We start from the raw sequence: 20,750 nt of genomic DNA, 5'->3' as shown, positions 1-20,750 counted from the left end.
CGGACCTAGGCAGAAGTTCGGCGTACGGACGCTCTCTCCGCCAGTATATCAAGGACTTCCTAACGTTTTGAAGTTCCTCCGTTTTTAGCGGCGACTTTGAATGCCGGTGCCCCATGCTGGTGCCCCAGAAATCTTATCGGATCGGCGCACTCCCGGGTGCCGCTGTTTCCGTTGCGCTTTCTAGTGCTGCCGAGTCAGAAGAAACGAAAGCTGATTGTCGTGGTCGCGTTCGACCGAGGCGACCATGGCGAACTGTTTCCGATGTACGGGCCGACTGATCAGCAGAGCGAAGATCGGGCAATCCGAACTGCAAAGGCATTGGCTAGTAACCATGTGGGCGTCATCGCCTGGAGCCTGGATGCCGACCCGGTGGTTGTCGATTACGGCCTGCCGACCACGCCGTTTGTCAATGGTGACGTGCCGGACATGGAAGTTTCGTTTGTCCGGTGAGTGGAAGGGAGCTGATGTCGCCCTGTGACGAACTGTTAGCCCCTTCGAGAATTTTACACTCTGTTGCAATTATTTTCAGCTTCAGAGGAAGAAAAAGTTTCCATTCCGACCTCAACTGGGTCAGTTTCAATCTGGGCTATGTAGTATACATACCTCTCTTTTCTATCGCCAATAAATTGAAACTGGTATCCGTAATCGGTTTTCGGGTAGTATTGTCCCATAAGCACTGACCCTGCTCCTTTGGGCAACTCCCAGGTCGGTTTTGTCTGCTTGAGCGCTTCGTAGTCAAAATACCCCCCCCCTCCGCTCTGAGAGGACGGAAAGTCGAAATGCCATACTCGAAGGCTCAGGCTCTTTACCTTAACGCTAGCATTTCGATCGTTGGAGATCGTTACGTTGATCGCTGTAACGCAAGAGCCGGATTCGCTTACGGACCTAAAGAAATTTATCTTGGACGAAACGTTCAATTGCGAATGGAATTGGGGGTCTTGAGTTTTTCCAAAAACGAAAAAAGCCCAAACCCCAGCCGCTATTATACCAAGTATTTCGAATATGACCTTAGTATTGTTAATGATTTTTGAGGCGCGGTCAGCGGGCTGTGGGTCCTCCATGTTAAAAAATCCCCCTCCACGGTATTTTCGCTAGTCTGCATCTCAATAAGTCAAAGTTGCCGACCACCAGCTCCAAACGCATGCGGCCCGCACTTCTTCAGTCCAACTTATCTTTCACTATAGCACACTCCGAGGTGGCCGTCTGTACGCCGTGAAATTCGAAGAGTAGTACAAAGCCACCGACCCCGAACATCCTCGGCAGTGCGAGGCATGATGCGCTGCGGCGTCGGCGGGATGCCCATGGCTTGATCAAGAGATCCAACACCAAACAATAGGGCGCGCAGGCCTCCGAAGCGTCATTAGGTTTTCCGAGATCCGCAGTTTAGGGCGGCCGGTGTCTGGACCTTCACAGATTGAACGGAACGAACCGCACGCGGTCGGCGCGCCGGCGAGTTAAGCGGGCGGAGGTCACCCTCAGACGCGCCAAGGAAATGCTGGACGAAGATTGCGGGGTGGGAATTAATATTGCGCTCTGCGGCAGGATAAGAGCCGCTCAGCAGCGTGTCATCGAGGCCAGAAAGCGCCTGACGAAGATCGATCCACACGCGAATTCCAATTCTACATAGTTTGGGCGTCGTTCGGCGTCAGGAGCAAGGCAGTGCGCGCCACGGCGTGGTCGCTTGTCATCGTCTCCGTCTTGCGGCCTCCACAGTTCCCGTTCCAGCACCACGGCAACCATGGCCAGCAAGCGCGGTGCATTGTGGGCGGTCTTGTGCTCGCCAAGAACCGGTCGTCGTGCATGCGCTCGACGGCTTCGGCCCCAATGATTGTTCGGTTGGCGGATGGTGGCGAGCGCTTGTGCCGGCTCCGGGCAAGGTTGCATAGTCCAACAAGGCGACTCAGCGTGCTGTGCGCATCGGCTCGGAGCAATCGTGATTGGACTTTATGACATCTGGCCCGCTTTCGTGGTCGTCGCGCTGCTTTGGCCGCTTGCGGGCATGCCGCTGTTTCAGCGGGTAGGTTTCGAATCGAACTCCTCCAGGGTGCGGGCAATAGACGGAATGCGAGGCTATCTGGCGCTTGCCGTCGTGCTTCACCACGCCGTCATCTACCATGAAATGCTGGCGACCGGCGCATGGAAGTATCCGCCTTCGGCTTTCTATGGCCCACTGGGACAGGTGGGCGTATCCTTGTTCTTCATCATCTCCGCCTATCTGTTCTGGGGGAAACTGCTGTCGGCAAAGTCCTCCGTGGATTTTCCGACCCTGTTCCTCAAGCGGGCTTTCAGGATCGGGCCGCTCTATGTTCTGGCCGTCGGTACGGCGATGGCTTTGGAGGTCGCCGATGGCGCGATCGACTATTCGGCCTTCGCGACCTACGAGCGGGCATTTTTCAATCTGCTGTTCGGTGTCTTCGGCTATGTCCCGCTTTCGAGTTCCCGCGTCTGCGTATTGGCCTGCGTAACCTGGACCTTGCCCTATGAATGGCTGTTGTATTTCAGCCTGCCGATCGCGGCGATATTCAGCCGGCATCCGGTGGCCCGCATGGGCTTGCCAGCCTTTCTCCTGGCGTTTTCAATTCTCATGTCAGTGAACGGGGGCCGCCCCGCCTACGGCTTTCTGGGGCTTTTCGCGGGCGGAATGTTGTGCGCAACGCTTGAAGCGCAAGGCCTGCTGGTGAAGTGGCATCGGCATGCCTTGTCCGCCGCCGCCCTGGTGATGCTGGTGTGTATCTTCGCCGTTTATAAGACTGCCTACGCGCCGGGGCCGATGCTGCTATGCATTGCCACCTTCTTCCTGGTGGTGACGGGCGCTGATTTCTTTGGTCTGCTGACGGCCTCCCGCTCAGTGCGGCTGGGCGAGATCAGCTTTGGCATCTATCTCTTGCAAGGGCTTGCCTTCGTCTCGACGTTCTCCATCGCCCCCCTGCGGGCCTTCGCCATGGACAATGCCGCCCAATATTGGCTCGTGATATTGATTGCGATGGTGCTTCTGGTCCTCATGGCGCTGGTCGCGCACCTTGTGATCGAAAAGCCGGGCGTCTCGCTGGGAAACCGTCTTGCGGCAGTTCTTCGCCTGTCGACGCAGCGCGAGGTGCGTGAGACGACAGCCGCTGACGCAGCGCAGCCCTGGCGCACCGCGGACGTCTCACAAGACAGTCTGCAGGCCGCGCACAACGCCCAAGAGCGATGATTTCCGGGCCATTCGAACGCTGTTTGGCCTGGGCTGACGCGAACGATGCGGGCATCGCGATCAGAGCACGACCGCCGCATTTCATATGAAATGCTCCCGGCCCGGAACCTCTTGGCCCGCAGCGCGTTTCACGGCGTCCCCTCCGTGGACCAGCCCGGATATTTCTCCTGGCGCTGCTATAATCAGGAGCCTGCTTCATGCACGACAAGCTGTTTCATTCACCGGTCGCACTGACCGTCGGCCTTGGCTTCAAGCGCGAGATTGCCTCGCTGGCCGAAATGCACGATTTCCTGACCGATTGGACGACCTCGCGCCGTGGCCCCCTCCATCGCAATGCCGTGGAGGCGTGCGGCCTTGCGCTGGAAGGCTGTATCACCAGGGACGAGGCGCGCCATGCGCTCGTCGAGTTCGCACAAGCAACCGGCATCCTCTGGCCCGAAGTCGAGCCGGACATCGTGGCGCGCGCCGTCGCGCGCGGCTATGGCGGCTACGCCGCCTGAGTTTGAGGCCACCTCCCGTGGTGGCGGCTAACGCCGCCACCACCGAAAGCCCGGCTTGGCCTTCCCGAGCCGGGCTTCGCTTTGTTGCAAGGCGATCACAAGGATCGCCGTCATCTGCCGATGATGTTTTGCCCAACGGTGTAGGCGATCAACCTTTCGAAGGCGCGCGCCGACGCGTCGGCTTGGGCCTCGTCGGATCGGGCTCTTGCGATGACTGCGCTGCGAGGCGCAGCTCTCTCAATCTGGCTGTCTTCGCTTCGCGGGCCGCCCGCTCGGCGTCGAGTACGATCTGCGATTCACGCTTGGCGCGCTCATCGCGCTGGGTGTCGACTTTTGCACGGACCATGTGCTGCTAACTCCATTACGAACCAGCGTTGATTTGGAACAAATCGCCGCCTCCATCATCTTCCGGCCCCGCATGGTGCAGCGTTGCGGCGGGGGCGGCGATTACAAATGATGGTTGGAAGGCTTTTGTCATCGATGTTCCGGGATAGAGGTGTCAGTCACACCAACCTGACGAGACGACGAGCGAGGCCTCGAATATCTGGTGTCCCTCCTCGTCGCGTACCTTGACGGTGATGGCGGTGTGGCCGTTTTCGATGATCTCGTCGCGGACGATGTCGGGCAGAATGCGGATCGCTTCGCGCCGTAGGCGTTCGCGCGTCTCGAAGACCTGGCCGTCATCATCGACCGTCAGACCGTCGCCATTGTAGAGGTCAAGATAATATCGAGGCATGATGGGCTGAACCTCAGACTGATGAGATGGCGAAATATTCAACCGACAATTCGCGGACCAACCAGTTGTTCCGTCAGAGGGGCATTTGCCGCGGAACAAGCAGGCGCTAACAAATGTTAATGCTTAGCAGCGGCCAACGGCGTATGCAGCCGAAGCCGCCTTTGCTTCCGACAGAACAAGATGGCGATCGGCTGTCGAAGCCCTTTCGCCGGAGATTGCGGTGCTTGAATCCCTCTATCTGAACCTGGGGCAGCATGACGCGCTGTCAGACGCCGAGAAGGCGCTGCTCGCCGGCGCCATGACGTTCGAGAGGCATTTCGCCACCGGCCAGGACATCGTCGCATCGGGGGCGCGGCCGACTTATTCGACGCTGATCCTCGACGGGCTGGCGGCGCGCTACAAGGTGCTGGAGAATGGCGGCCGGCAGTTCACCTCATTGCAGGTGTCCGGCGATTTCGTCGATCTCCACGCTTTCCTGCTGAAGACCATGGATCACGGCATCGTCGCTCTGTCGCCCTGTCATGTCATGTTCGCGGACCATAGCCGGCTTCGCGCCATCACCGAGCAGGCGCCGCACCTGACCCGGCTGTTGTGGCTGGACACGCTGGTCGACGGCGCCATCCACCGCGAGTGGATCGTCGCCATGGGGCGGCGCTCCAAGACCTCGCATCTGGCCCATCTCGTCTGTGAACTCTTCGTGCGGCTGCAGGTGGTGCAGCGGACCAGCGGCATGAGCTTTCACCTGCCGCTCTCGCAGGTTGAACTGGCCGATGTGCTAGGCTTGTCGGTGGTGCACATGAACCGGGTTATCGGCGCCTTGCGCAAGGTCGGGGTCGTCAACTGGGCAAACCACACGGTGACCATTCTCGACTGGCACCGGCTGCAGGAAATCGCCGAGTTCGATCCCACCTATCTCAGCATGATGCGGGAGCCGCGTTAGTTTATTCCAGACGCGGCTCCCGATCCTGTGGGCGAGACGTTCAAGCCGCTTCGGCTGCTACGTTGACCGCCGTCTCCGCGATCTTGGTCAGGGCCTCGTCCGTGGCCTTCTCTTCCTTCAGCGTTGCTTCGAGAAGCGTCACGGCTTCGTTCAGGCCGAGTTCACCGCCCCACGTCCTCAGCGTGCCATAGCGTGAGATCTCGTAGTGCTCGACCGCCTGCGCGGCGGCCAGCAGACCGGCATCGAGCGCGGGAGATCCCTTGTACTCCTCCATGATCTCGGCGCCTTCCTCGGTGATACCCATGATCGCCGCACAGGTCTTGCCGACCGGCTTCTTGCCGATCACGCCGAAGACTTTCTCCAGTCTGGCGACGTGGCCCTCGGTCTCGGTGCGGTGCTTTTCGAAGGCGGCCTTCAGCTCGGCGCTTTGCGCGGCCTTGGCCATTTTCGGCAGTGTCGCCAATATCTTCTTTTCGGCGAAATAGATGTCCTTCAGCGTGTCATGAAACAGGTCGTCGAGCATTTTCTGCTTTGCCATCGTCATATCCTCTGATGCGTGAACCCTCAGGTCGACAATCTCCCGCAGATTGATTCGTTCCATCCGCGCGGCATAGGGCGGTCGAGCGATCCAACCCGATAAATCCTTATCGGGACGCTATCTCCCCCGACACCGACGGGGCCGGCAAAAACCTTTATAAAATTCCTATTTCTTTCCGCCCCGCGCCGTCTCGAACCTTTATGGCGATCGGCTCCATATTCCGCATGGGAAAAACGTCGGACGCCGCCAATAGGAATGCGGCGCGCCGTTTTCACGTAATTGCAGGCCTGCTCCGGCAGCTGCCGAGTAGAAAAATCAAAGCAAGGAACAAGCACAATGGACATTATTGTTCTCGGGATAGGGGTTTTGTTTTTTGCCCTGTCCTTGGTCTACATCAAAGCCTGCGACATTCTTTAAGCCGGAGGATCGAAACATGTTTCTCGACTATATTCTCGGTGGCGGTGTGACAGTGTTCCTCCTCGTCTACCTGACATACGCCCTCGTTCGCCCAGAACGCTTCTGATGGCAACTGGTGCAAGGCACGGAAAGCTACAACCATGACTCTCAACGGATGGCTACAGATCCTCGTCTACTGCGGGATCGTCCTTTTGCTGGTGAAGCCGCTCGGCGGCTACATGTACCGCGTCTTCAATGGCGACCGGACATTTCTTTCGCCGGTTCTAGGCCCGATTGAACGCGGGCTTTATCGCATCTCGGGAACCAGCGAGCGCGAGGAGCAGCACTGGACCACTTACGCGGCAGGCATCATGTTCTTCAGCCTGGCCAGCTTCCTGGTGCTCTATGTCATGCAACGGCTGCAAGGCGTCCTGCCGTACAATCCGGCCGGCATGACAGCCGTCGAACCCACTCTCGCATTCAACACCGCCGTCAGCTTTCCGACCAACACCAACTGGCAGAACTATGGCGGCGAAAGCACGATGTCCTATCTCGTGCAGATGGCCGGCCTCGCGGTGCAGAACTTCATGTCCGCGGCCGTCGGCATCGCCATCGCGGTCGCGCTGATCCGTGGCTTTGCCCGCGCTTCGGTCAAGTCGATCGGCAATTTCTGGGTCGATATGACCCGCTGCACCCTCTACATACTCCTGCCGCTCTGTATCGTCCTGACCCTTGCCTATGTCTGGCTCGGCGTGCCGCAGACGCTCGGACGCTATGTCAACGCAACGACGCTGGAGGGGGCGCAGCAGACGATCGCGGTCGGGCCCGTCGCCTCGCAGCTCGCCATCAAGATGCTGGGCACCAATGGCGGCGGCTTCTTCAACGCCAACTCGGCGCATCCTTTTGAAAACCCCGACGCGATCTCCAATTTCATCCAGATGGTCACGATCTTCGCGCTCGGCGCTGCCCTGACCAATGTCTTCGGCCGCATGGTCGGCAACCAGCGCCAGGGCTGGGCGATCCTCGCCGCCATGGGCGTGCTGTTCATCGCCGGCGTTGCCGTCTGCTACTGGGCGGAAGCCGCCGGCAACCCGCTGGTGCATGCACTGGGCATCGACGGCGGCAACATGGAAGGCAAGGAGAGTCGCTTCGGCATCGCCCTTTCCGCGCTGTTCGCCGTCATCACCACGTCCGCCTCCTGCGGCGCGGTCAATGCCATGCATGACAGCTTCACGGCGCTCGGTGGCTTGATCCCGATCATCAACATGCAGCTCGGCGAGGTCATCGTCGGCGGTGTCGGCGCCGGCTTCTACGGCATCCTGATGTTCGTCGTGGTTGCCGTCTTCGTTGCCGGCCTGATGGTCGGCCGCACGCCGGAATATCTCGGCAAGAAGATCGAGGCCAAGGAAGTCAAGATGGCGATGCTGGCCATCCTGTGCCTGCCGCTGGCGATGCTGACATTCACGGCCATCGCGGCGGTTCTGCCAAGCGCCGTGGCATCGATCGCCAATAGCGGGCCGCATGGCTTCTCCGAGATACTCTACGCCTATACCTCGGCGGCGGCGAACAACGGCTCGGCCTTTGCCGGCCTCTCAGGCAATACGCCCTGGTACAACATCACGCTCGGCATCACCATGCTGATGGGCCGCTTCCTGGTCATCATCCCCGCACTGGCCATTGCCGGCTCGCTGGTGGCGAAGAAGACGGTGCCGGCGTCGGCCGGCACGTTCCCGACCGACGGTCCGCTGTTCGTCGGGCTGCTGATCGGCGTCATCGTCATCGTTGGCGGCCTCACTTTCTTCCCTGCGCTCGCCGTCGGGCCGATCATCGAGCACCTGGCGATGATCCATGGGCAAACCTTCTGAGGCGGCCATGCCCTTGTTCAGCAGCAAGCGTCGCAAGGCCAGGCCGCCGGCCGACAGCGAGGGGGAGGCCAAGCCTCCTCCCTTCCCGACCGTTTCGACGTTCCTCGGCATTGCGGCCGTCATGATCGTGATCTGGCTGCTGGTCTACGGCCCACCCTTTTCGGCATCCAATCACCCGGTGCCGCCCAACAACAGCGAAGCCGGAGCTTCAAAATGAGTCACACAAAATCAGCCAGCATCATGGATGCCAGCATTCTTTGGCCCGCCATTGGCGGTGCCTTCCGCAAACTCGACCCGCGCACGCTGGCCCGCAACCCGGTGATGTTCGTCGTCGCAATCGTCTCGGCGCTGACGTCAGTGCTGTTCGTCAGGGACCTCATCACCGGCGGCGGCGACCTGCGCTTCACATTGCAGATCATCATCTGGCTGTGGTTCACGGTGCTGTTCGCCAATTTCGCCGAAGCGGTCGCCGAGGGGCGCGGCAAGGCGCAGGCCGACTCGCTGCGCAAGGCGCGCACCGAGACCCAGGCCAAGCTGCTGGCCGGCGAGGACCGCTCCAAATTCAAGCTGGTGCCCGGCACCAGCCTGAAGGTCGGCGACATCGTGCTGGTCGAAGCCGGCGACATCATCCCGTCCGACGGCGAGGTGATCGAAGGCGTGGCCTCGGTCAATGAGGCGGCAATCACCGGGGAGTCCGCACCGGTCATCCGCGAATCCGGCGGCGACCGTTCTGCCGTCACCGGCGGCACGCAGGTTCTGTCCGACTGGATCCGCGTGCGCATATCAGCCGCGTCCGGCCACACCTTCCTCGACCGCATGATCTCACTGGTCGAAGGGGCCGCGCGCCAGAAGACACCGAACGAGATCGCGCTCAACATCCTGCTCGTCGGCATGACGCTGATCTTCGTGCTGGCCACCGCGACCATCCCGAGCTTTGCCTCCTATTCCGGCGGCTATATCTCGGTGACTGTGCTGGTCGCGCTGTTCGTCACCTTGATCCCGACCACCATCGGCGCGCTGCTCTCGGCCATCGGCATTGCCGGCATGGACCGCCTGGTGCGCTTCAACGTGCTGGCCATGTCGGGTCGTGCCGTGGAAGCCGCCGGCGACGTCGACACGCTGCTCCTCGACAAGACCGGCACCATCACGCTCGGCAACCGCCAGGCGACCGAATTCCGCCCGGTCAAGGGCGTCACCGAGCAGGAACTGGCCGACGCGGCGCAACTCGCCTCGCTCGCCGACGAGACGCCTGAGGGGCGCTCGATCGTCGTGTTGGCCAAGGAGAAATACGGCATCCGCGCCCGTGACATGGCGACATTGCACGCCACCTTCGTGCCCTTCACGGCGCAGACCCGCATGAGCGGCGTCGACATCGACGGCTCGTCGGTACGCAAGGGCGCCGTCGATTCCGTGCTTGCCCACGTCAATCAGTCGACGGTGGCCGCCCACGGCACGCGTCCCGGCAGCGATACCGTCAGGGATCTCCAGGCGATCGCCGACGAGATTGGCAAGTCTGGCGGCACGCCGCTGGCGGTCGAGCGCGATGGTCGCCTGCTCGGCGTCGTCCACCTCAAGGACATCGTCAAGGGTGGCATCAGGGAGCGCTTTGCCGAGTTGCGCAAGATGGGTATCCGCACGGTGATGATCACCGGCGACAATCCGATGACGGCAGCGGCGATCGCGGCGGAAGCCGGCGTCGACGACTTTCTCGCCCAGGCAACGCCCGAGGACAAGCTGAAGCTGATCCGAGACGAACAGGCCAAGGGCAAGCTGGTCGCCATGTGCGGCGACGGCACCAACGATGCGCCGGCCCTTGCCCAGGCCGATGTCGGCGTCGCGATGAACACCGGCACGGTCGCCGCCCGCGAGGCGGGCAACATGGTCGACCTCGACAGCGATCCGACCAAGCTCATCGAGATCGTCGAGATCGGCAAGGCGCTGCTGATGACACGCGGCTCGCTGACGACCTTCTCCATCGCCAATGACGTTGCCAAGTATTTTGCCATCATCCCGGCGATGTTTGCGATCTTCTACGTCGCGCCGGGACAGACGACCGGCCCGTTGCAGGCGCTCAACATCATGCATCTGGGCACGCCGCAGAGCGCCATCCTGTCGGCCATCATCTTCAACGCGCTGATCATCATCGCGCTGATCCCGCTGTCGCTGAAAGGCGTCAAATATCGCGCCATCGGCGCCGGCGCGCTGCTCCGCCGCAACCTCCTCGTCTACGGCCTCGGCGGCATCATCGTGCCGTTCGTTGGCATCAAGGCGATCGATATGATCGTCACCGCCCTCGGCCTCGCTTAAGGAATAGATCCATGCTCACCCAGATAAGACCCGCGATCATCATGATCGTCTTCTTCACGGTCCTGACCGGACTGATCTATCCGATCGGCATGACCGGCATTGCCCAGGCGCTGTTTCCGCACCAAGCCAATGGCAGCCTGATCGAGAAGGACAAAACGGTCATCGGCTCCGAGCTGATCGGCCAGGTCTTCGCCAGCGACAAGTATTTCCATGGAAGGCCTTCGGCGGCCGGCAATGGTTACGATGCCACCGCCTCCGGCGGCACCAATCTCGGCCCGACCAATCCCAAGCTGATCGAGCGCATCAAGGGCGATGCCGAGAAGCTGAAGGCGGAGAATCCGAACGCACCGGTCCCAATGGATCTGGTGACGACGTCGGGCAGCGGCCTTGACCCGCAGATCAGCCCGGAGGCCGCCTATTTCCAGGTTCCGCGCGTGGCCAAGGCCAGGGGCATCGACGAAGCCAAGGTCAAGGCGCTCGTCGACGGCCAGGTCGAGGGCAGGGAGCTCGGCTTCATGGGAGAGCCTGTCGTCAACGTGCTCGCGCTCAACCTGGCGCTCGACGCGGCTAAATAGGTGGTGGAGAGGTCCGGGGATCGACAGCATCCCCGGACCTCGCCATGATCGATCCTGATGCCGGACGACAGAAGCAACGAAAACCGACCTTCCCCCGACGCGCTGCTCGAGCACGCCGAGCGGGAGGGACGCGGCCGCCTGCGGATATTCCTCGGCGCCGCGCCCGGTGTCGGCAAGACCTACGAAATGCTGATGTCGGGCCGTGCCAGGCTGGCGGACGGCATCGATGTGGTGATCGGCGTCGTCGAGACGCATGGCCGCAGGGAAACCCAGACCCTGGTCGAGGGTTACGAAGTCATCCCCCGCCGCAAGATCGACTACAAGGGGCGCGTCCTCGACGAGATGGACATCGACGCCATCCTCGCCCGGCGCCCCGCATTGGTTCTGGTCGACGAGCTCGCCCACACCAACGCGCCCGGCAGCCGCCACCCGAAGCGTTATCTCGACGTCCAGGAGATCCTGGCGCGCGGCATCGACGTCTACACGACGCTCAACATCCAGCATGTCGAAAGCCTGAACGATGTCGTCGCGCAGATCACGCGGGTCAGGGTGCGCGAGACTGTTCCCGATTCCATCATCGACCAGGCCGACGATGTCGAGATCATCGACCTGACGCCCGACGACCTGATCAAGCGGCTGGAAGAGGGAAAGGTCTATTTCCCCAACACGGCGCAGCGCGCCATCGAGAACTATTTCTCGTCGGGCAATCTGACGGCGCTGCGCGAACTGGCGCTGCGCCGCACCGCCCAGCGCGTCGATGAGCAGTTGCTCAATCACATGCAATCCCACGCCATTCAGGGCCCATGGGCCGCCGGCGAGAGGGTGCTCGTGTGCGTCGACGCGCGTCCGGGCGGTGCGGCTCGCATCCGCTACGCGCGCAGGCTGGCCGACCGGCTTCGCGCGCCATGGACGGCGCTGCATGTCGATACGCCGCGCTCGGCCGGCATGTCCGAGGAAGACAAGGACCGGCTCGCCACGCTGATGCGCCTTGCCGAGCAGCTCGGCGCCGAGGTGACGACCATTCCCGGCCAGAATGTCGCGCAGGACATCGTGCGCCATGCGACGGCGAACAATTTCACCCATATCGTGGTCGGCCGGCCGACCCGGTCGCGCTGGCGCGAACTGATCGAGGGCTCGCTCACCTATGATTTGATCCGCAATGCCGGCGATATCAGCGTCCACGTCATTTCGGGGACCGAGCGGGATGCCGAGGCGGCCTCGAGAAGGGTCAAGGCGGCGGCCGAGCAGAAGCAATTCCAGATCTGGCCCTATCTGCTCGCCACCACCTATGTCGCGGGTTCGTTGGCCGTCAGCACCGTCCTCGACCAGTTCCTCGACGTCCGCAATCTGGCGATCGTCTTCCTCCTGGCGGTGCTGACATCGGCGGTGGCCGGCGGCCTTTGGCCGGCGCTCTATGCGTGCTTCCTCAGCGCCCTTGCCTTCAACTATTTCTTCCTGGAGCCGCGCTACACCCTGACGATCCGGGATCCCGAGAGCATCGTGGCGCTCGCCGTCTTCTTGGCCGTCGCGGTCATCGCCAGCAATCTCGCCGCGCGCATGCAGCGCCAGGCCGTCGCCGCCCGCTCGCGGGCACGGGCCACCGAGGACATCTACCTCTTCTCCAAGAAGCTCGCCGGCGCCGGCACACTCGACGACGTGCTGTGGGCCACCGCCTTCCAGATCGCCTCGATGCTGAAGCTGCGCGTGGTGGTGCTGCTGCCCGAAGACGGCACCATCACCGTCAAGGCAGGCTATCCGCCGGACGACACGCTGGCAGAGGCAGATATCGCCGCAGCCCGCTGGGCCTGGGAACACAACCGCGCCGCCGGGCGCGGCGCCGACACGCTGCCTGGCGCCAAGCGTCTCTATCTGCCCTTGCGGACCGGACGCACCGCGATCGGTGTCGTCGGCCTCGACAATGACAAGCAGGGCCCGCTGCTGACGCCCGAGCAGCAGCGCCTGCTCGACGCGCTGGCCGACCAGGCGGCGGTGGCGATCGAGCGCGTCCAATTGGTCGCCGATGTCGACCGGGCCAAGCTTGCTGCCGAAGCCGACCGGCTGCGCTCTGCCCTGCTGACCTCGATTTCGCATGATCTGAAAACGCCGCTCTCGGCGATCATGGGAGCGGCCGGCACGCTCAAGGAATTCGCGCCGGATCTACCCGAGCAGGACCGGGCGGAGCTCCTGTCGACGGTGATCGACGAATCGGAACGGTTGAACCGCTTCATCGCCAATCTGCTCGACATGACCAAGATCGAATCCGGGGCGATGGAGCCGAACTATGCCTTGCACTATGTCGGCGATATTGTCGGCACGGCGCTCAACCGCGCCCGCAAGATCACCAGCGAACACAAGATCGAGGTCGATATTCCGCCCGAATTGCCGATGCTGAAGCTCGATCCCGTGCTGTTCGAGCAGGTTCTGTTCAATCTTCTCGACAATGCGTCGAAATATTCGCCATCCGGCTCGACGATCCGCGTGCAGGGATGGGCCGACAATGGATCCGTCATCGTGCAGATCATGGATGAGGGGCCGGGCATTCCGGCGCATGATTTGGAACGTGTGTTCGACACGTTTTACCGGGCGCGCAAGGGCGATCAGGTGCGCGCCGGCACCGGCCTTGGCCTGTCGATCTGCCGCGGCTTTGTCGAATCGATGGGCGGCACCATCTCGGCCGCCAACCGGACCGACCGCACAGGGGCTGCGTTCACCATCAGGATGCCGGTGCCGGCGGAAGCACCCGATGCCGGCAATCGCGGCGAAGAGACCAGCGTGGATCGGCCTTCATGACAAATTCGAATGTCAGGATACTGGTCGTCGATGACGAGCCGCCGATCCGCAAGCTGCTTCGGGTCGGCCTCGGCAGCCAGGGCTATGTCATCAGCGAGGCGCCGAACGCCAAGGTGGCGATCGAACTGATGGAACAGGAAAAGCCGGATCTGGTGCTGCTCGACCTCGGCCTGCCTGGCATGGGCGGTCATGAGCTCCTGCGCAAATGGCGTGACGAGGGCCTCGACATTCCCGTCGTCATCCTCTCCAGCCGCACCGACGAGGCCGGCATCGTCAATGCGCTCGAACTCGGCGCCGACGATTATGTCACCAAACCGTTCGGCATGAACGAACTGGTGGCGCGCATCCGCGTGGCGTTGCGGCACAAGTTCCAGCAACAGGGCGAGAAGCCTGTATTCCAAAGCGGCGACCTCAGCGTCGATCTGGTCAAGCGCATCGTCAAGGTCGAGGGCGAGGAGATAAAACTCTCGCCGAAGGAATACGACATATTGCGCATCCTGGTGCAGCATGCCGGCAAGGTGCTGACCCACCATTTCATCCTGAAGCAGATCTGGGATGATTCGACCGACGTGCAGTATCTCCGGGTCTATGTCAGGCAGCTCCGGCAGAAGATCGAGAAGACCCCCGACCAGCCGCGCTACATCACCACCGAGACCGGTGTCGGCTATCGGCTGCGTGTCGATTGAGACAGCTCGAATTGAAGTTCTAACTTTTTGTTTTGACGCAATTCCGGGCGGAAAACCGTACACACTTTTCCTGGAATTGCTCCAGTCAGCCGACGGCTTCCAGCGGCCGAGTTGCGGCCACCGACGTCCGCAAGGCGGCGAGACAGCCGAGGATGCCAAGCGGGACGAAGGCAAGGAACAGCCAGCTCGCGACATTGGCCGCCGCGTCGTGGTTCAAGCCTTGCGAGAAGCCGCTGGCATTGGCGACGATGCCGGCAAGGGCGGCCCCCACGGCGTAGCCGATGCGCTGCATGGTCGGCACCGCGGCCGAGGCGATGGTCTGCTCGTCGTCCGGGGCGGAGGCGACGATGACGCGGGTCAGGAACGGCCAGGCAATGCCGAAGCCGCCGCCCTGCAGCAAGGCGCAGACCAGGATCAGCGGGATCGAGCCCAGGGGTATCGTATAGGCAAAGCCGGCGATGCCCGCCGCGATCATCAGCGCGCCGGTAACAATGATCAGCCGTTCACGCTGCGGCGGCGCGTTGGCGACGAGGATCGACAGGATCGACCAGGCGATCGATTCGGCGGCGATGATGTAGCCGGTGGTCAGCAGCGGGATGTCGTGCAGGCTGGTCAAAAGCAGGGGCCCGTAGACGCCGAAGGAGCAGGTCGCGACGGAAAAGGCGGCGACCATGGTCATGCCGGCACCGACCGGAGTGCGCCACGAAAACAGCCGCGCCGGGAACAGCCGCGAGCGCGGCTTCAGCGCGTCGATGGTGAAGAACAGCGCGAGCCCGGCCAGGCCCAGCACGACCAGCAGAGAGGAACGCAGCAGGGCGATGTCGATGCCGGCCGAGGCGATCAGCACCACGGCGACGGCCAGGCAGGCAAGGGCGGCGAAGGGGAAGGGCGGGGTCTTGCCGGCGCTCCTGCTGGGTTTCTTCGCCTCCGGCGTGTTGAGCACGAGGAAGCTTGCCAACGCCATGGCGGTACCGCCGAGGGTGAAGACGCCGAAGGCCCAGCGCCACGACAGGAATTCGGTCATGATAGCGCCCAGCAACGGGCCGCTGAACGCCGCGACGCCCCAGATCGCCGACATGATGCCGAAGAGCTGCGGCCAGATGGTGCGCGAAAACAGCCGCTCGACCGAGACGAAGGCGAGCGATACCAGCGCGCCGCCGCCCAGCCCCTCGATCAGCCGGCCGGCCAGGAACAACTGCATGGAAGGCGAGGTGGCGCAGATCAGCGCGCCGGCGGCGTAGAGCAGGGCCGCGACCACCATATTGGTGCGCAGCGCCACGTAGCTCACCAGTCGCCCGGCGGCGGCACCGGCGACGATGGCGCCGAGCTCGTAGATCGCCAATGACCAGCCGACGAGCTGCACCCCGGCCAGTTCGCCGACCATCGCCGGCATGACGGTTGCCACCATCGTCTCGTTGGTGGCGTGCAGCAGGATGCCGAGGCTGATGAAGCAGAAGCGCGCCAGGTCGCCGCTCGCCCACAATGCGCGCCAGTCGACCCTGTTTGTGCTGATTTCAGTCATGTCCACCCCATGCTTTTGCATATCGCGATGCCGGCGCACGGCACCAGAAGCCAGCAAGGCTTTCCGGCAGGACCATGCGCGGCAACAGCGCCGGATAGCGTGCCCATCGGGGTGCCGGTCCGGTCGGGCTGGGCTTGTAGAACCTCAACCGCGGTTGAGCTCAAGCGGTTTTTTCAAGGAGGTCAGTTCTCGGTGCTGCGCAGCTGGAACTGGCTGACGCCGATGGCGAGATTGATGCCGGTCTGCGTCTGCAGGCTGAGCGGCTGGAGGGTGAAGGCCTGCGAGGAGCCGCCGGCCAGGAGATTGGCGCCGGCGCCGACGGCGGCCGTCACCTCGGCGCTGGCGCCGATATAGTCGCCCGCCAGCGCACCCGGCGCGTAGATGTTCTTCAGCGGCGTCAGCACCAGCCAGCGCATCACCGACTGTTTTGTCGTGCCGATGTCGAGGCCGTATTTGTTGACCGCGCCAAAATAGGCCTCCGGCGCGAAGCTCTTGTCGGTCGGCGTGAAGGTGCAGCTCAGATCCTTGGTCGAGCCGAAGATGAAGCCGGTGCCCCCGCCAATGGCGCATTCAAGGGTACCAAGTTCGATGCCTCGGTCCTGCGCCTGCGCCTGTGTCGCGCCGAGCACGAGTGCGATCGCGGCAGCGGCGATGGCTGTCTTCGGCATATCGTTCCCCCTCAAAATCTAACGGCGCGGAACCATCCTATATGGTTCCGCGCCGTAAGGTAGAGAGGAGCGCAAGGCTCCGTTCGATCACTTCAGCGAATGAATCAGCTGAAGCGAGGTCACGGCCACGGCGAGATTGACGCCGGTCTGCGCCTGGACGCTGAGCGGCTCCAGCATGAAGGCGCCGTCGAAGCCGCCGACCAGCAGGTTGGCGCCGCCGCCGGTGACGACGCTCGCCTCGGCATTGACGCCATAATAGCTGCCGGCAAGGTCGCCCGCGTCGCGGTCGCGGGTCGCGGCAAGAACCGCCCAGACGAGCTGGCCCTGATGTGTCTGGCCGAGATCGACACCGATCTTGGAGATGACGCCGGTGTAGATCTCCGACGGGCCGTGGTGGTAGGGACGGAAGACGCAGGACACGCCCTTGTTGGAGGCGACGATATAGGCGGTGCCGCCGTCGATGGTGCAGTCGAGAGTGCCGAGCTGCAGCTTTCCGGCGCTGGCCGGAGCGGCAGCGAACACGGTCGTTGCAAGGGCAGCGGCGCTGACGAGTTTCTTGATCATGGGAGGGTCCTTTCGCAAATCGCTTGGAATAACGGCTCGAGTGACCAGACCGTTCCGCTGAAAACTTGGCGCGAACAAGGCAAGGGTCAACGGCTTGGTGCGGGGGTTAACGCGCGGTTGCCGGATGGGCGGCGATCTGCAACGCCGCGTGTCCTTTCGGACACGCCGACGTCGCCATAATGCTTAGCCGGCTCTGCTAACGCCGATATCAGCTGACGCGGGCGAGGCCGTCCTTGGCCGGCTGGTAATTGGGGTTGAGGCGCACGGCTTCCTTATAGGATTTCGCCGCCTTCGCCTTGTCGCCGCGCCGCTCGTAAATGAGCGCCTGATTGGCCCAGGCCTCGGCGTTCTTGCCGTCGAGCTTGATGGCCATGTTGAAGTCGGAGAAGGCGTTGTCCTCGTCGCCCGTCGCCAGATAGGAGAGGCCACGGCCGTTGTAGGGCTCGGCGGCATCCGGCGCCAGCGAGATGGCGGTCGAGAAATCCTCGATGGCGAATTTGTGCTGGCCCTGGCTTTGATAGATCAGGCCGCGATTGTGGTAGGCGCGGGCGTCCGTCGTGTCGAGCTGGATCGCCTTCTGGAAGTCGTTGAAGGCGTCCTGGGTGCGGCCCGCCTTGCGGTAGAGATTGCCGCGGCCGATATAGGCGGCGTCATAATTGCCGTTGATCTGGATCGACTTGTTGTAGTCGTCGAGCGCGGCCGCCTGATTGCCGAGGAAGCGCTGGATGAGCGCGCGGTTGGAATAGGCCTGGTAGAAATTCGGATTGAGCTGGATGGCCTGGTTGAAGTCCTTGAGCGCCGCCTGATACTGGCCGCCGCGGCCATAGGCCGAGCCGCGCACATTGTAGCCTTCGGGGTCCTGGGGATTGCGCTGGATGACGGCCGACAGCGAGGAGATGTTCTCGCTCGACCCTTGCGCCTTGTCGATGTTGTTGAACTCGCCGGTCGGGCCCGATGTCTGGCAGCCGGCCAGCACCAATCCGGAAAGCAGGGCTGCCGTCAGGGCGAAACCACGCAATGCGGTCCCGCGCTCCACGCTTATTGCGTTCATGTCTGCCCTGTCCTCACTTATGCCGCGTCGTTCAGGTCCGGATCCCCCCTCCGGGCCGGGTCACAATCAAAATAAAAAGGTGGCGGCGATTCCGCATCGCGCCACCTTGGTATCCTTCGAAAAGGACGAAATATTGGCGATAATCAGCGCGGCGGACGCGCTGCGCCAGCAGCACCACCGGCAGCCACCGGACGCGGCGTCATCGGCAGCAGGCCTTCGCGCTGGGCGCGCTTGCGGGCCAGCTTGCGGGCGCGGCGCACGGCCTCTGCCTTTTCGCGGGCGCGCTTCTCGGAAGGCTTCTCGTAGTGACCGCGCATCTTCATTTCGCGGAAAATGCCTTCGCGCTGCATCTTCTTCTTGAGCGCGCGAAGCGCCTGATCAACGTTATTGTCGCGGACGAGTACCTGCACGGGCAATCCTGTCTTTCGGGTTTGATATCAACAGGCAAGTAGCCATAGCCACTAGCCTCCGCGGCGGTCGACACCACGAATTGTGGCGGCTGATAGCAGAATCAGGCCGCGCTGTCCACAGCCGAAATGCAGGACAACAGCCAAATTGCCACGGTCGCCCCGAGATAGGGCGCCAATTACGCCGTGGCCAGGTGCAGCCGTTCGAAATCCTCGAAGAATTCGCCGTAGTCACAAGTGATCTCTTCGCCGGAGGCAATGTCGCGGGTCGCTGTCGCGCCGCCATATTGCGAAAAATCGGTGTTCGGCGTCGCCGAATGGTTCATGAAGCGGCCATTGTCGACCTCATAGACCATGAAGCCCGGCCGATCCGGGCTCGGATAAGCATAACGGTCGAGCAATTCCTTCAGAGGCTGGGGTGCGGCCTCGTATTCGTCCATCGGGATCAGCCGGTCGAAATCCGGGTTAAGCCGCCAGATCGACGCGCCCTTCCGGATTGGCTCGGCGGCGAACATGCCCACGCCCTCGATCGCGCTCGCGGCCACATAGGTTCGGATCAGCATCATGGTTTCGGGACCCGTTTCGACAGGAAACGGAATCGCCAAATCGCGCGGAAAAAGCAAGACCGGCTGCCTGCGTCAAAGCGGTGAACCGGCCTGTTCGCCACAAAAAAACTTCACGTCCGGCTGATCGAGACGCCGCCGTCGGCGAACAGCGCGGTTCCCGTTGTGAAGCTCGAGGCATCGGAGGCGAGATAAAGCGCCGAGCGGGCAATCTCCTCCGGCTGCGCCATGCGCTTCAGCGCATGGATGCCTTCGACGAAAGCGCGGGCTTCGGGCGTCGTTGTCGTTGCGCCCGGTGTGTCGGTGCCGCCCGGCAGCAATGCGTTGACGCGCAGGCCTTTCGGCCCGTATTCGGCGGCCAGCACCTGTGTCAGGCCGATCAGGCCGGCCTTGGCGGCGGCGTAGGCGGCCATGCCCGGCATGCCGGCAGTGTAGCCGACAAAGCTCGAAGTGAAGATCAGCGAGCCGCCGCCGCGCTCCAGCATGGCCGGTATCTGATACTTCGCGCCGAGAAAGGCGCCGGTCAGATTGACGTCCATCGTCTCGTGCCATGCTGTCGGCATCATGTCGGGCAGGGGCGCCATCAAGCCGACGGCGCCGGCATTGTTGAAGGCGATGTCAAGGCCGCCGAAGCGTTCGACCGCCAGATCGACAAGCGCCTTCGCATAGGCTTCGTCCCTGACGTCGCCGGCAAGCGCGATGGCCTTGCCCTCCACGTCCGATATCTCGGCGACAAGCGTATCGAGCTCGGCCTGACGTCGGGCGGCGACGACGAGCCTGGCCCCTTCCTCGGCGAAGAGTTTTGCCGTGGCGCGGCCGATGCCGGAACTGGCGCCAGTGACGATGGCGATCTTGTTGGCGAGTGCGAGCATTTTTTTGGCATCCCTGTTTTTCGCGCCGGTCTGGCCGGCAATCGGGATGTTGGTCGCAGATGGAGCAGGTCGGAGCCACCCGATACCTGCGAAGGTCGCGTCGTCCTGAACTATTGCTTCAGCAGCCAGCCCAGCCGGTCGAGCGAAAATGCGTAGCTGATGGCGATGAGCAGCGCGACGACGATGCCCGCGGTCGTGTGACCCGCGGCATAGAATCCGGCAGCGCCGCCGAACAGGATGACCAGTTCGAGCGCCAGCCGCACCGTGCCCGGAACCGGCACAGGTGCGCGGCCCGACCGGCTTGGGTCGTTGAGCACCGCGAAAGTACCCCACAGCACGGCCGCAATGATCGGTAAGGCCAAAGCGAGGACCCAGCGCCACCATCCGTCGGCGACATGCCAGCCGGCAATGCCGAGACCGAGCAGGGCGGCAAGCTCCAGCAGGAAGCGCAAGGTCAGATTCCACCAGGCATTGCCCATATTCGTCCTCCAGAATCGCCCGACGGATAATGTGGCTGAACCCAACCACGGCAGCCAGCCCGCATGGGTCTTTTTCGTCGTGGCGCAAAACGGCAAGC

Annotated in this window: 22 protein-coding genes; 11 read left to right on the top strand and 11 right to left on the bottom strand. The window is 62.6% G+C overall.

The features are described 5' to 3' along the window. Positions 1 to 156: 156 nt before the first annotated feature. Positions 157 to 450 carry a hypothetical protein gene (locus FJV80_RS04225; RefSeq protein WP_246688894.1) on the top strand — a complete coding sequence of 98 codons (294 nt, stop codon included), beginning with the start codon at positions 157 to 159 and terminating at the stop codon, positions 448 to 450. Between the two features lie 53 nt (positions 451 to 503). Here the strand turns inward: FJV80_RS04225 and FJV80_RS04220 are convergent, their stop codons facing one another. Further along, on the bottom strand, positions 504 to 1,061 hold the full coding sequence (locus FJV80_RS04220; RefSeq protein WP_142875615.1) for a hypothetical protein: 558 nt from the start codon (positions 1,059 to 1,061) through the stop codon (positions 504 to 506). A gap of 872 nt (positions 1,062 to 1,933) precedes the next feature. Between FJV80_RS04220 and FJV80_RS04210 the strand changes: the two genes are divergently transcribed. Then, on the top strand, positions 1,934 to 3,193 hold the full coding sequence (locus FJV80_RS04210; protein WP_095772527.1) for an acyltransferase: 1,260 nt from the start codon (positions 1,934 to 1,936) through the stop codon (positions 3,191 to 3,193). A gap of 197 nt (positions 3,194 to 3,390) precedes the next feature. Next, the gene (locus FJV80_RS04205) at positions 3,391 to 3,693 is read left to right on the top strand and encodes a DUF982 domain-containing protein (RefSeq protein WP_095772528.1); all 303 of its coding nucleotides are present in this window, start codon (positions 3,391 to 3,393) and stop codon (positions 3,691 to 3,693) included. A 499-nt stretch (positions 3,694 to 4,192) separates the two neighbouring features. Here the strand turns inward: FJV80_RS04205 and FJV80_RS04195 are convergent, their stop codons facing one another. Further along, positions 4,193 to 4,429 (bottom strand): hypothetical protein, encoded by a 237-nt coding sequence (locus FJV80_RS04195; RefSeq protein WP_095772530.1) that lies wholly within the window; start codon positions 4,427 to 4,429, stop codon positions 4,193 to 4,195. 220 nt (positions 4,430 to 4,649) lie between these two features. On the opposite strand from FJV80_RS04195, the gene FJV80_RS04190 reads away from it, so the two are divergent. Further along, positions 4,650 to 5,369, top strand: a complete 720-nt coding sequence (locus tag FJV80_RS04190) for a Crp/Fnr family transcriptional regulator (protein WP_095792619.1) — start codon at positions 4,650 to 4,652, stop codon at positions 5,367 to 5,369. Between the two features lie 40 nt (positions 5,370 to 5,409). Here the strand turns inward: FJV80_RS04190 and FJV80_RS04185 are convergent, their stop codons facing one another. Next, positions 5,410 to 5,907, bottom strand: a complete 498-nt coding sequence (locus FJV80_RS04185; protein ID WP_179295809.1) for a ferritin-like domain-containing protein — start codon at positions 5,905 to 5,907, stop codon at positions 5,410 to 5,412. A gap of 433 nt (positions 5,908 to 6,340) precedes the next feature. Here FJV80_RS04185 and FJV80_RS04180 point away from each other — a divergent pair, with 433 nt between their 5' ends. Genes FJV80_RS04180 through FJV80_RS04150 form a run of 7 tightly spaced genes read left to right on the top strand, consistent with a single transcriptional unit; the run spans position 6,341 to position 14,526 of the window. After that, positions 6,341 to 6,430, top strand: a complete 90-nt coding sequence (locus FJV80_RS04180; protein WP_095792620.1) for a K(+)-transporting ATPase subunit F — start codon at positions 6,341 to 6,343, stop codon at positions 6,428 to 6,430. 34 nt (positions 6,431 to 6,464) lie between these two features. After that, positions 6,465 to 8,168: a potassium-transporting ATPase subunit KdpA gene (gene kdpA / locus FJV80_RS04175; RefSeq protein WP_142875613.1), complete on the top strand. Its 1,704-nt coding sequence runs from the start codon at positions 6,465 to 6,467 to the stop codon at positions 8,166 to 8,168. A gap of 7 nt (positions 8,169 to 8,175) precedes the next feature. Continuing rightward, positions 8,176 to 8,385: a hypothetical protein gene (locus tag FJV80_RS04170; RefSeq protein ID WP_245433474.1), complete on the top strand. Its 210-nt coding sequence runs from the start codon at positions 8,176 to 8,178 to the stop codon at positions 8,383 to 8,385. Then, a complete protein-coding gene (gene kdpB / locus FJV80_RS04165; RefSeq protein WP_142875612.1) occupies positions 8,382 to 10,475 on the top strand; it encodes a potassium-transporting ATPase subunit KdpB in 2,094 nt (697 codons plus the stop codon). Before FJV80_RS04170 ends, kdpB begins: the two co-directional genes overlap by 4 nt. 11 nt (positions 10,476 to 10,486) lie before the next feature. After that, positions 10,487 to 11,050 (top strand): potassium-transporting ATPase subunit KdpC, encoded by a 564-nt coding sequence (gene kdpC, locus FJV80_RS04160; RefSeq protein ID WP_095772536.1) that lies wholly within the window; start codon positions 10,487 to 10,489, stop codon positions 11,048 to 11,050. 57 nt (positions 11,051 to 11,107) lie between these two features. Then, complete coding sequence (locus tag FJV80_RS04155) at positions 11,108 to 13,840, top strand: sensor histidine kinase KdpD (RefSeq protein WP_142875611.1); 2,733 nt, start codon at positions 11,108 to 11,110, stop codon at positions 13,838 to 13,840. Further along, entirely contained in the window at positions 13,837 to 14,526 is a 690-nt protein-coding gene (locus FJV80_RS04150) for a response regulator transcription factor (RefSeq protein WP_095787035.1), read from the top strand. The genes FJV80_RS04155 and FJV80_RS04150 overlap by 4 nt, the downstream gene beginning before the upstream one ends. An 85-nt stretch (positions 14,527 to 14,611) precedes the next feature. On the opposite strand, the gene FJV80_RS04145 is transcribed toward FJV80_RS04150, so the two are convergent. From FJV80_RS04145 to FJV80_RS04110, 8 genes are all read right to left on the bottom strand, one after another. Next, a complete protein-coding gene (locus FJV80_RS04145; RefSeq protein WP_142875610.1) occupies positions 14,612 to 16,048 on the bottom strand; it encodes an MFS transporter in 1,437 nt (478 codons plus the stop codon). A 182-nt stretch (positions 16,049 to 16,230) separates the two neighbouring features. Beyond that, complete coding sequence (locus tag FJV80_RS04140) at positions 16,231 to 16,716, bottom strand: DUF992 domain-containing protein (RefSeq protein ID WP_095772539.1); 486 nt, start codon at positions 16,714 to 16,716, stop codon at positions 16,231 to 16,233. Positions 16,717 to 16,803: 87 nt separating this feature from the next. Further along, positions 16,804 to 17,280 (bottom strand): DUF992 domain-containing protein, encoded by a 477-nt coding sequence (locus tag FJV80_RS04135; RefSeq protein WP_095772540.1) that lies wholly within the window; start codon positions 17,278 to 17,280, stop codon positions 16,804 to 16,806. A 208-nt stretch (positions 17,281 to 17,488) separates the two neighbouring features. Next, a complete protein-coding gene (locus FJV80_RS04130; protein WP_095772541.1) occupies positions 17,489 to 18,331 on the bottom strand; it encodes a tetratricopeptide repeat protein in 843 nt (280 codons plus the stop codon). A 143-nt stretch (positions 18,332 to 18,474) separates the two neighbouring features. After that, positions 18,475 to 18,741 carry a 30S ribosomal protein S21 gene (rpsU, locus tag FJV80_RS04125; protein ID WP_010911429.1) on the bottom strand — a complete coding sequence of 89 codons (267 nt, stop codon included), beginning with the start codon at positions 18,739 to 18,741 and terminating at the stop codon, positions 18,475 to 18,477. Between the two features lie 176 nt (positions 18,742 to 18,917). After that, positions 18,918 to 19,304, bottom strand: a complete 387-nt coding sequence (locus FJV80_RS04120; RefSeq protein WP_095787137.1) for an SET domain-containing protein-lysine N-methyltransferase — start codon at positions 19,302 to 19,304, stop codon at positions 18,918 to 18,920. Between the two features lie 110 nt (positions 19,305 to 19,414). Beyond that, on the bottom strand, positions 19,415 to 20,173 hold the full coding sequence (locus tag FJV80_RS04115) for an SDR family oxidoreductase (RefSeq protein WP_095772542.1): 759 nt from the start codon (positions 20,171 to 20,173) through the stop codon (positions 19,415 to 19,417). A gap of 110 nt (positions 20,174 to 20,283) precedes the next feature. Beyond that, positions 20,284 to 20,652 carry a YrdB family protein gene (locus FJV80_RS04110; RefSeq protein ID WP_095772543.1) on the bottom strand — a complete coding sequence of 123 codons (369 nt, stop codon included), beginning with the start codon at positions 20,650 to 20,652 and terminating at the stop codon, positions 20,284 to 20,286. Positions 20,653 to 20,750 lie beyond the last annotated feature (98 nt).

This window comes from Mesorhizobium sp. WSM4310 (genome assembly GCF_007003935.1).
Taxonomy (GTDB): Bacteria; Pseudomonadota; Alphaproteobacteria; order Rhizobiales; family Rhizobiaceae; genus Mesorhizobium.
Note: the sequence above shows the minus strand (reverse complement) of the source record. Positions and strands in the feature narration are given on the sequence as shown.

Coding starts and splice junctions, on each gene's coding strand:
- kdpA (WP_142875613.1), top strand. CDS start 6,465: ATGACTCTCAACGGATGGCTACAGATCCTCGTCTACTGCGGGATCGTC.
- FJV80_RS04185 (WP_179295809.1), bottom strand. CDS start 5,907: ATGGCAAAGCAGAAAATGCTCGACGACCTGTTTCATGACACGCTGAAG.
- FJV80_RS04135 (WP_095772540.1), bottom strand. CDS start 17,280: ATGATCAAGAAACTCGTCAGCGCCGCTGCCCTTGCAACGACCGTGTTC.
- FJV80_RS04195 (WP_095772530.1), bottom strand. CDS start 4,429: ATGCCTCGATATTATCTTGACCTCTACAATGGCGACGGTCTGACGGTC.
- FJV80_RS04170 (WP_245433474.1), top strand. CDS start 8,176: ATGCCCTTGTTCAGCAGCAAGCGTCGCAAGGCCAGGCCGCCGGCCGAC.
- FJV80_RS04180 (WP_095792620.1), top strand. CDS start 6,341: ATGTTTCTCGACTATATTCTCGGTGGCGGTGTGACAGTGTTCCTCCTC.
- FJV80_RS04155 (WP_142875611.1), top strand. CDS start 11,108: ATGCCGGACGACAGAAGCAACGAAAACCGACCTTCCCCCGACGCGCTG.
- kdpB (WP_142875612.1), top strand. CDS start 8,382: ATGAGTCACACAAAATCAGCCAGCATCATGGATGCCAGCATTCTTTGG.
- FJV80_RS04220 (WP_142875615.1), bottom strand. CDS start 1,061: ATGGAGGACCCACAGCCCGCTGACCGCGCCTCAAAAATCATTAACAAT.
- kdpC (WP_095772536.1), top strand. CDS start 10,487: ATGCTCACCCAGATAAGACCCGCGATCATCATGATCGTCTTCTTCACG.
- FJV80_RS04205 (WP_095772528.1), top strand. CDS start 3,391: ATGCACGACAAGCTGTTTCATTCACCGGTCGCACTGACCGTCGGCCTT.
- FJV80_RS04110 (WP_095772543.1), bottom strand. CDS start 20,652: ATGGGCAATGCCTGGTGGAATCTGACCTTGCGCTTCCTGCTGGAGCTT.
- FJV80_RS04150 (WP_095787035.1), top strand. CDS start 13,837: ATGACAAATTCGAATGTCAGGATACTGGTCGTCGATGACGAGCCGCCG.
- FJV80_RS04130 (WP_095772541.1), bottom strand. CDS start 18,331: ATGAACGCAATAAGCGTGGAGCGCGGGACCGCATTGCGTGGTTTCGCC.
- FJV80_RS04115 (WP_095772542.1), bottom strand. CDS start 20,173: ATGCTCGCACTCGCCAACAAGATCGCCATCGTCACTGGCGCCAGTTCC.
- FJV80_RS04120 (WP_095787137.1), bottom strand. CDS start 19,304: ATGATGCTGATCCGAACCTATGTGGCCGCGAGCGCGATCGAGGGCGTG.
- FJV80_RS04145 (WP_142875610.1), bottom strand. CDS start 16,048: ATGACTGAAATCAGCACAAACAGGGTCGACTGGCGCGCATTGTGGGCG.
- FJV80_RS04140 (WP_095772539.1), bottom strand. CDS start 16,716: ATGCCGAAGACAGCCATCGCCGCTGCCGCGATCGCACTCGTGCTCGGC.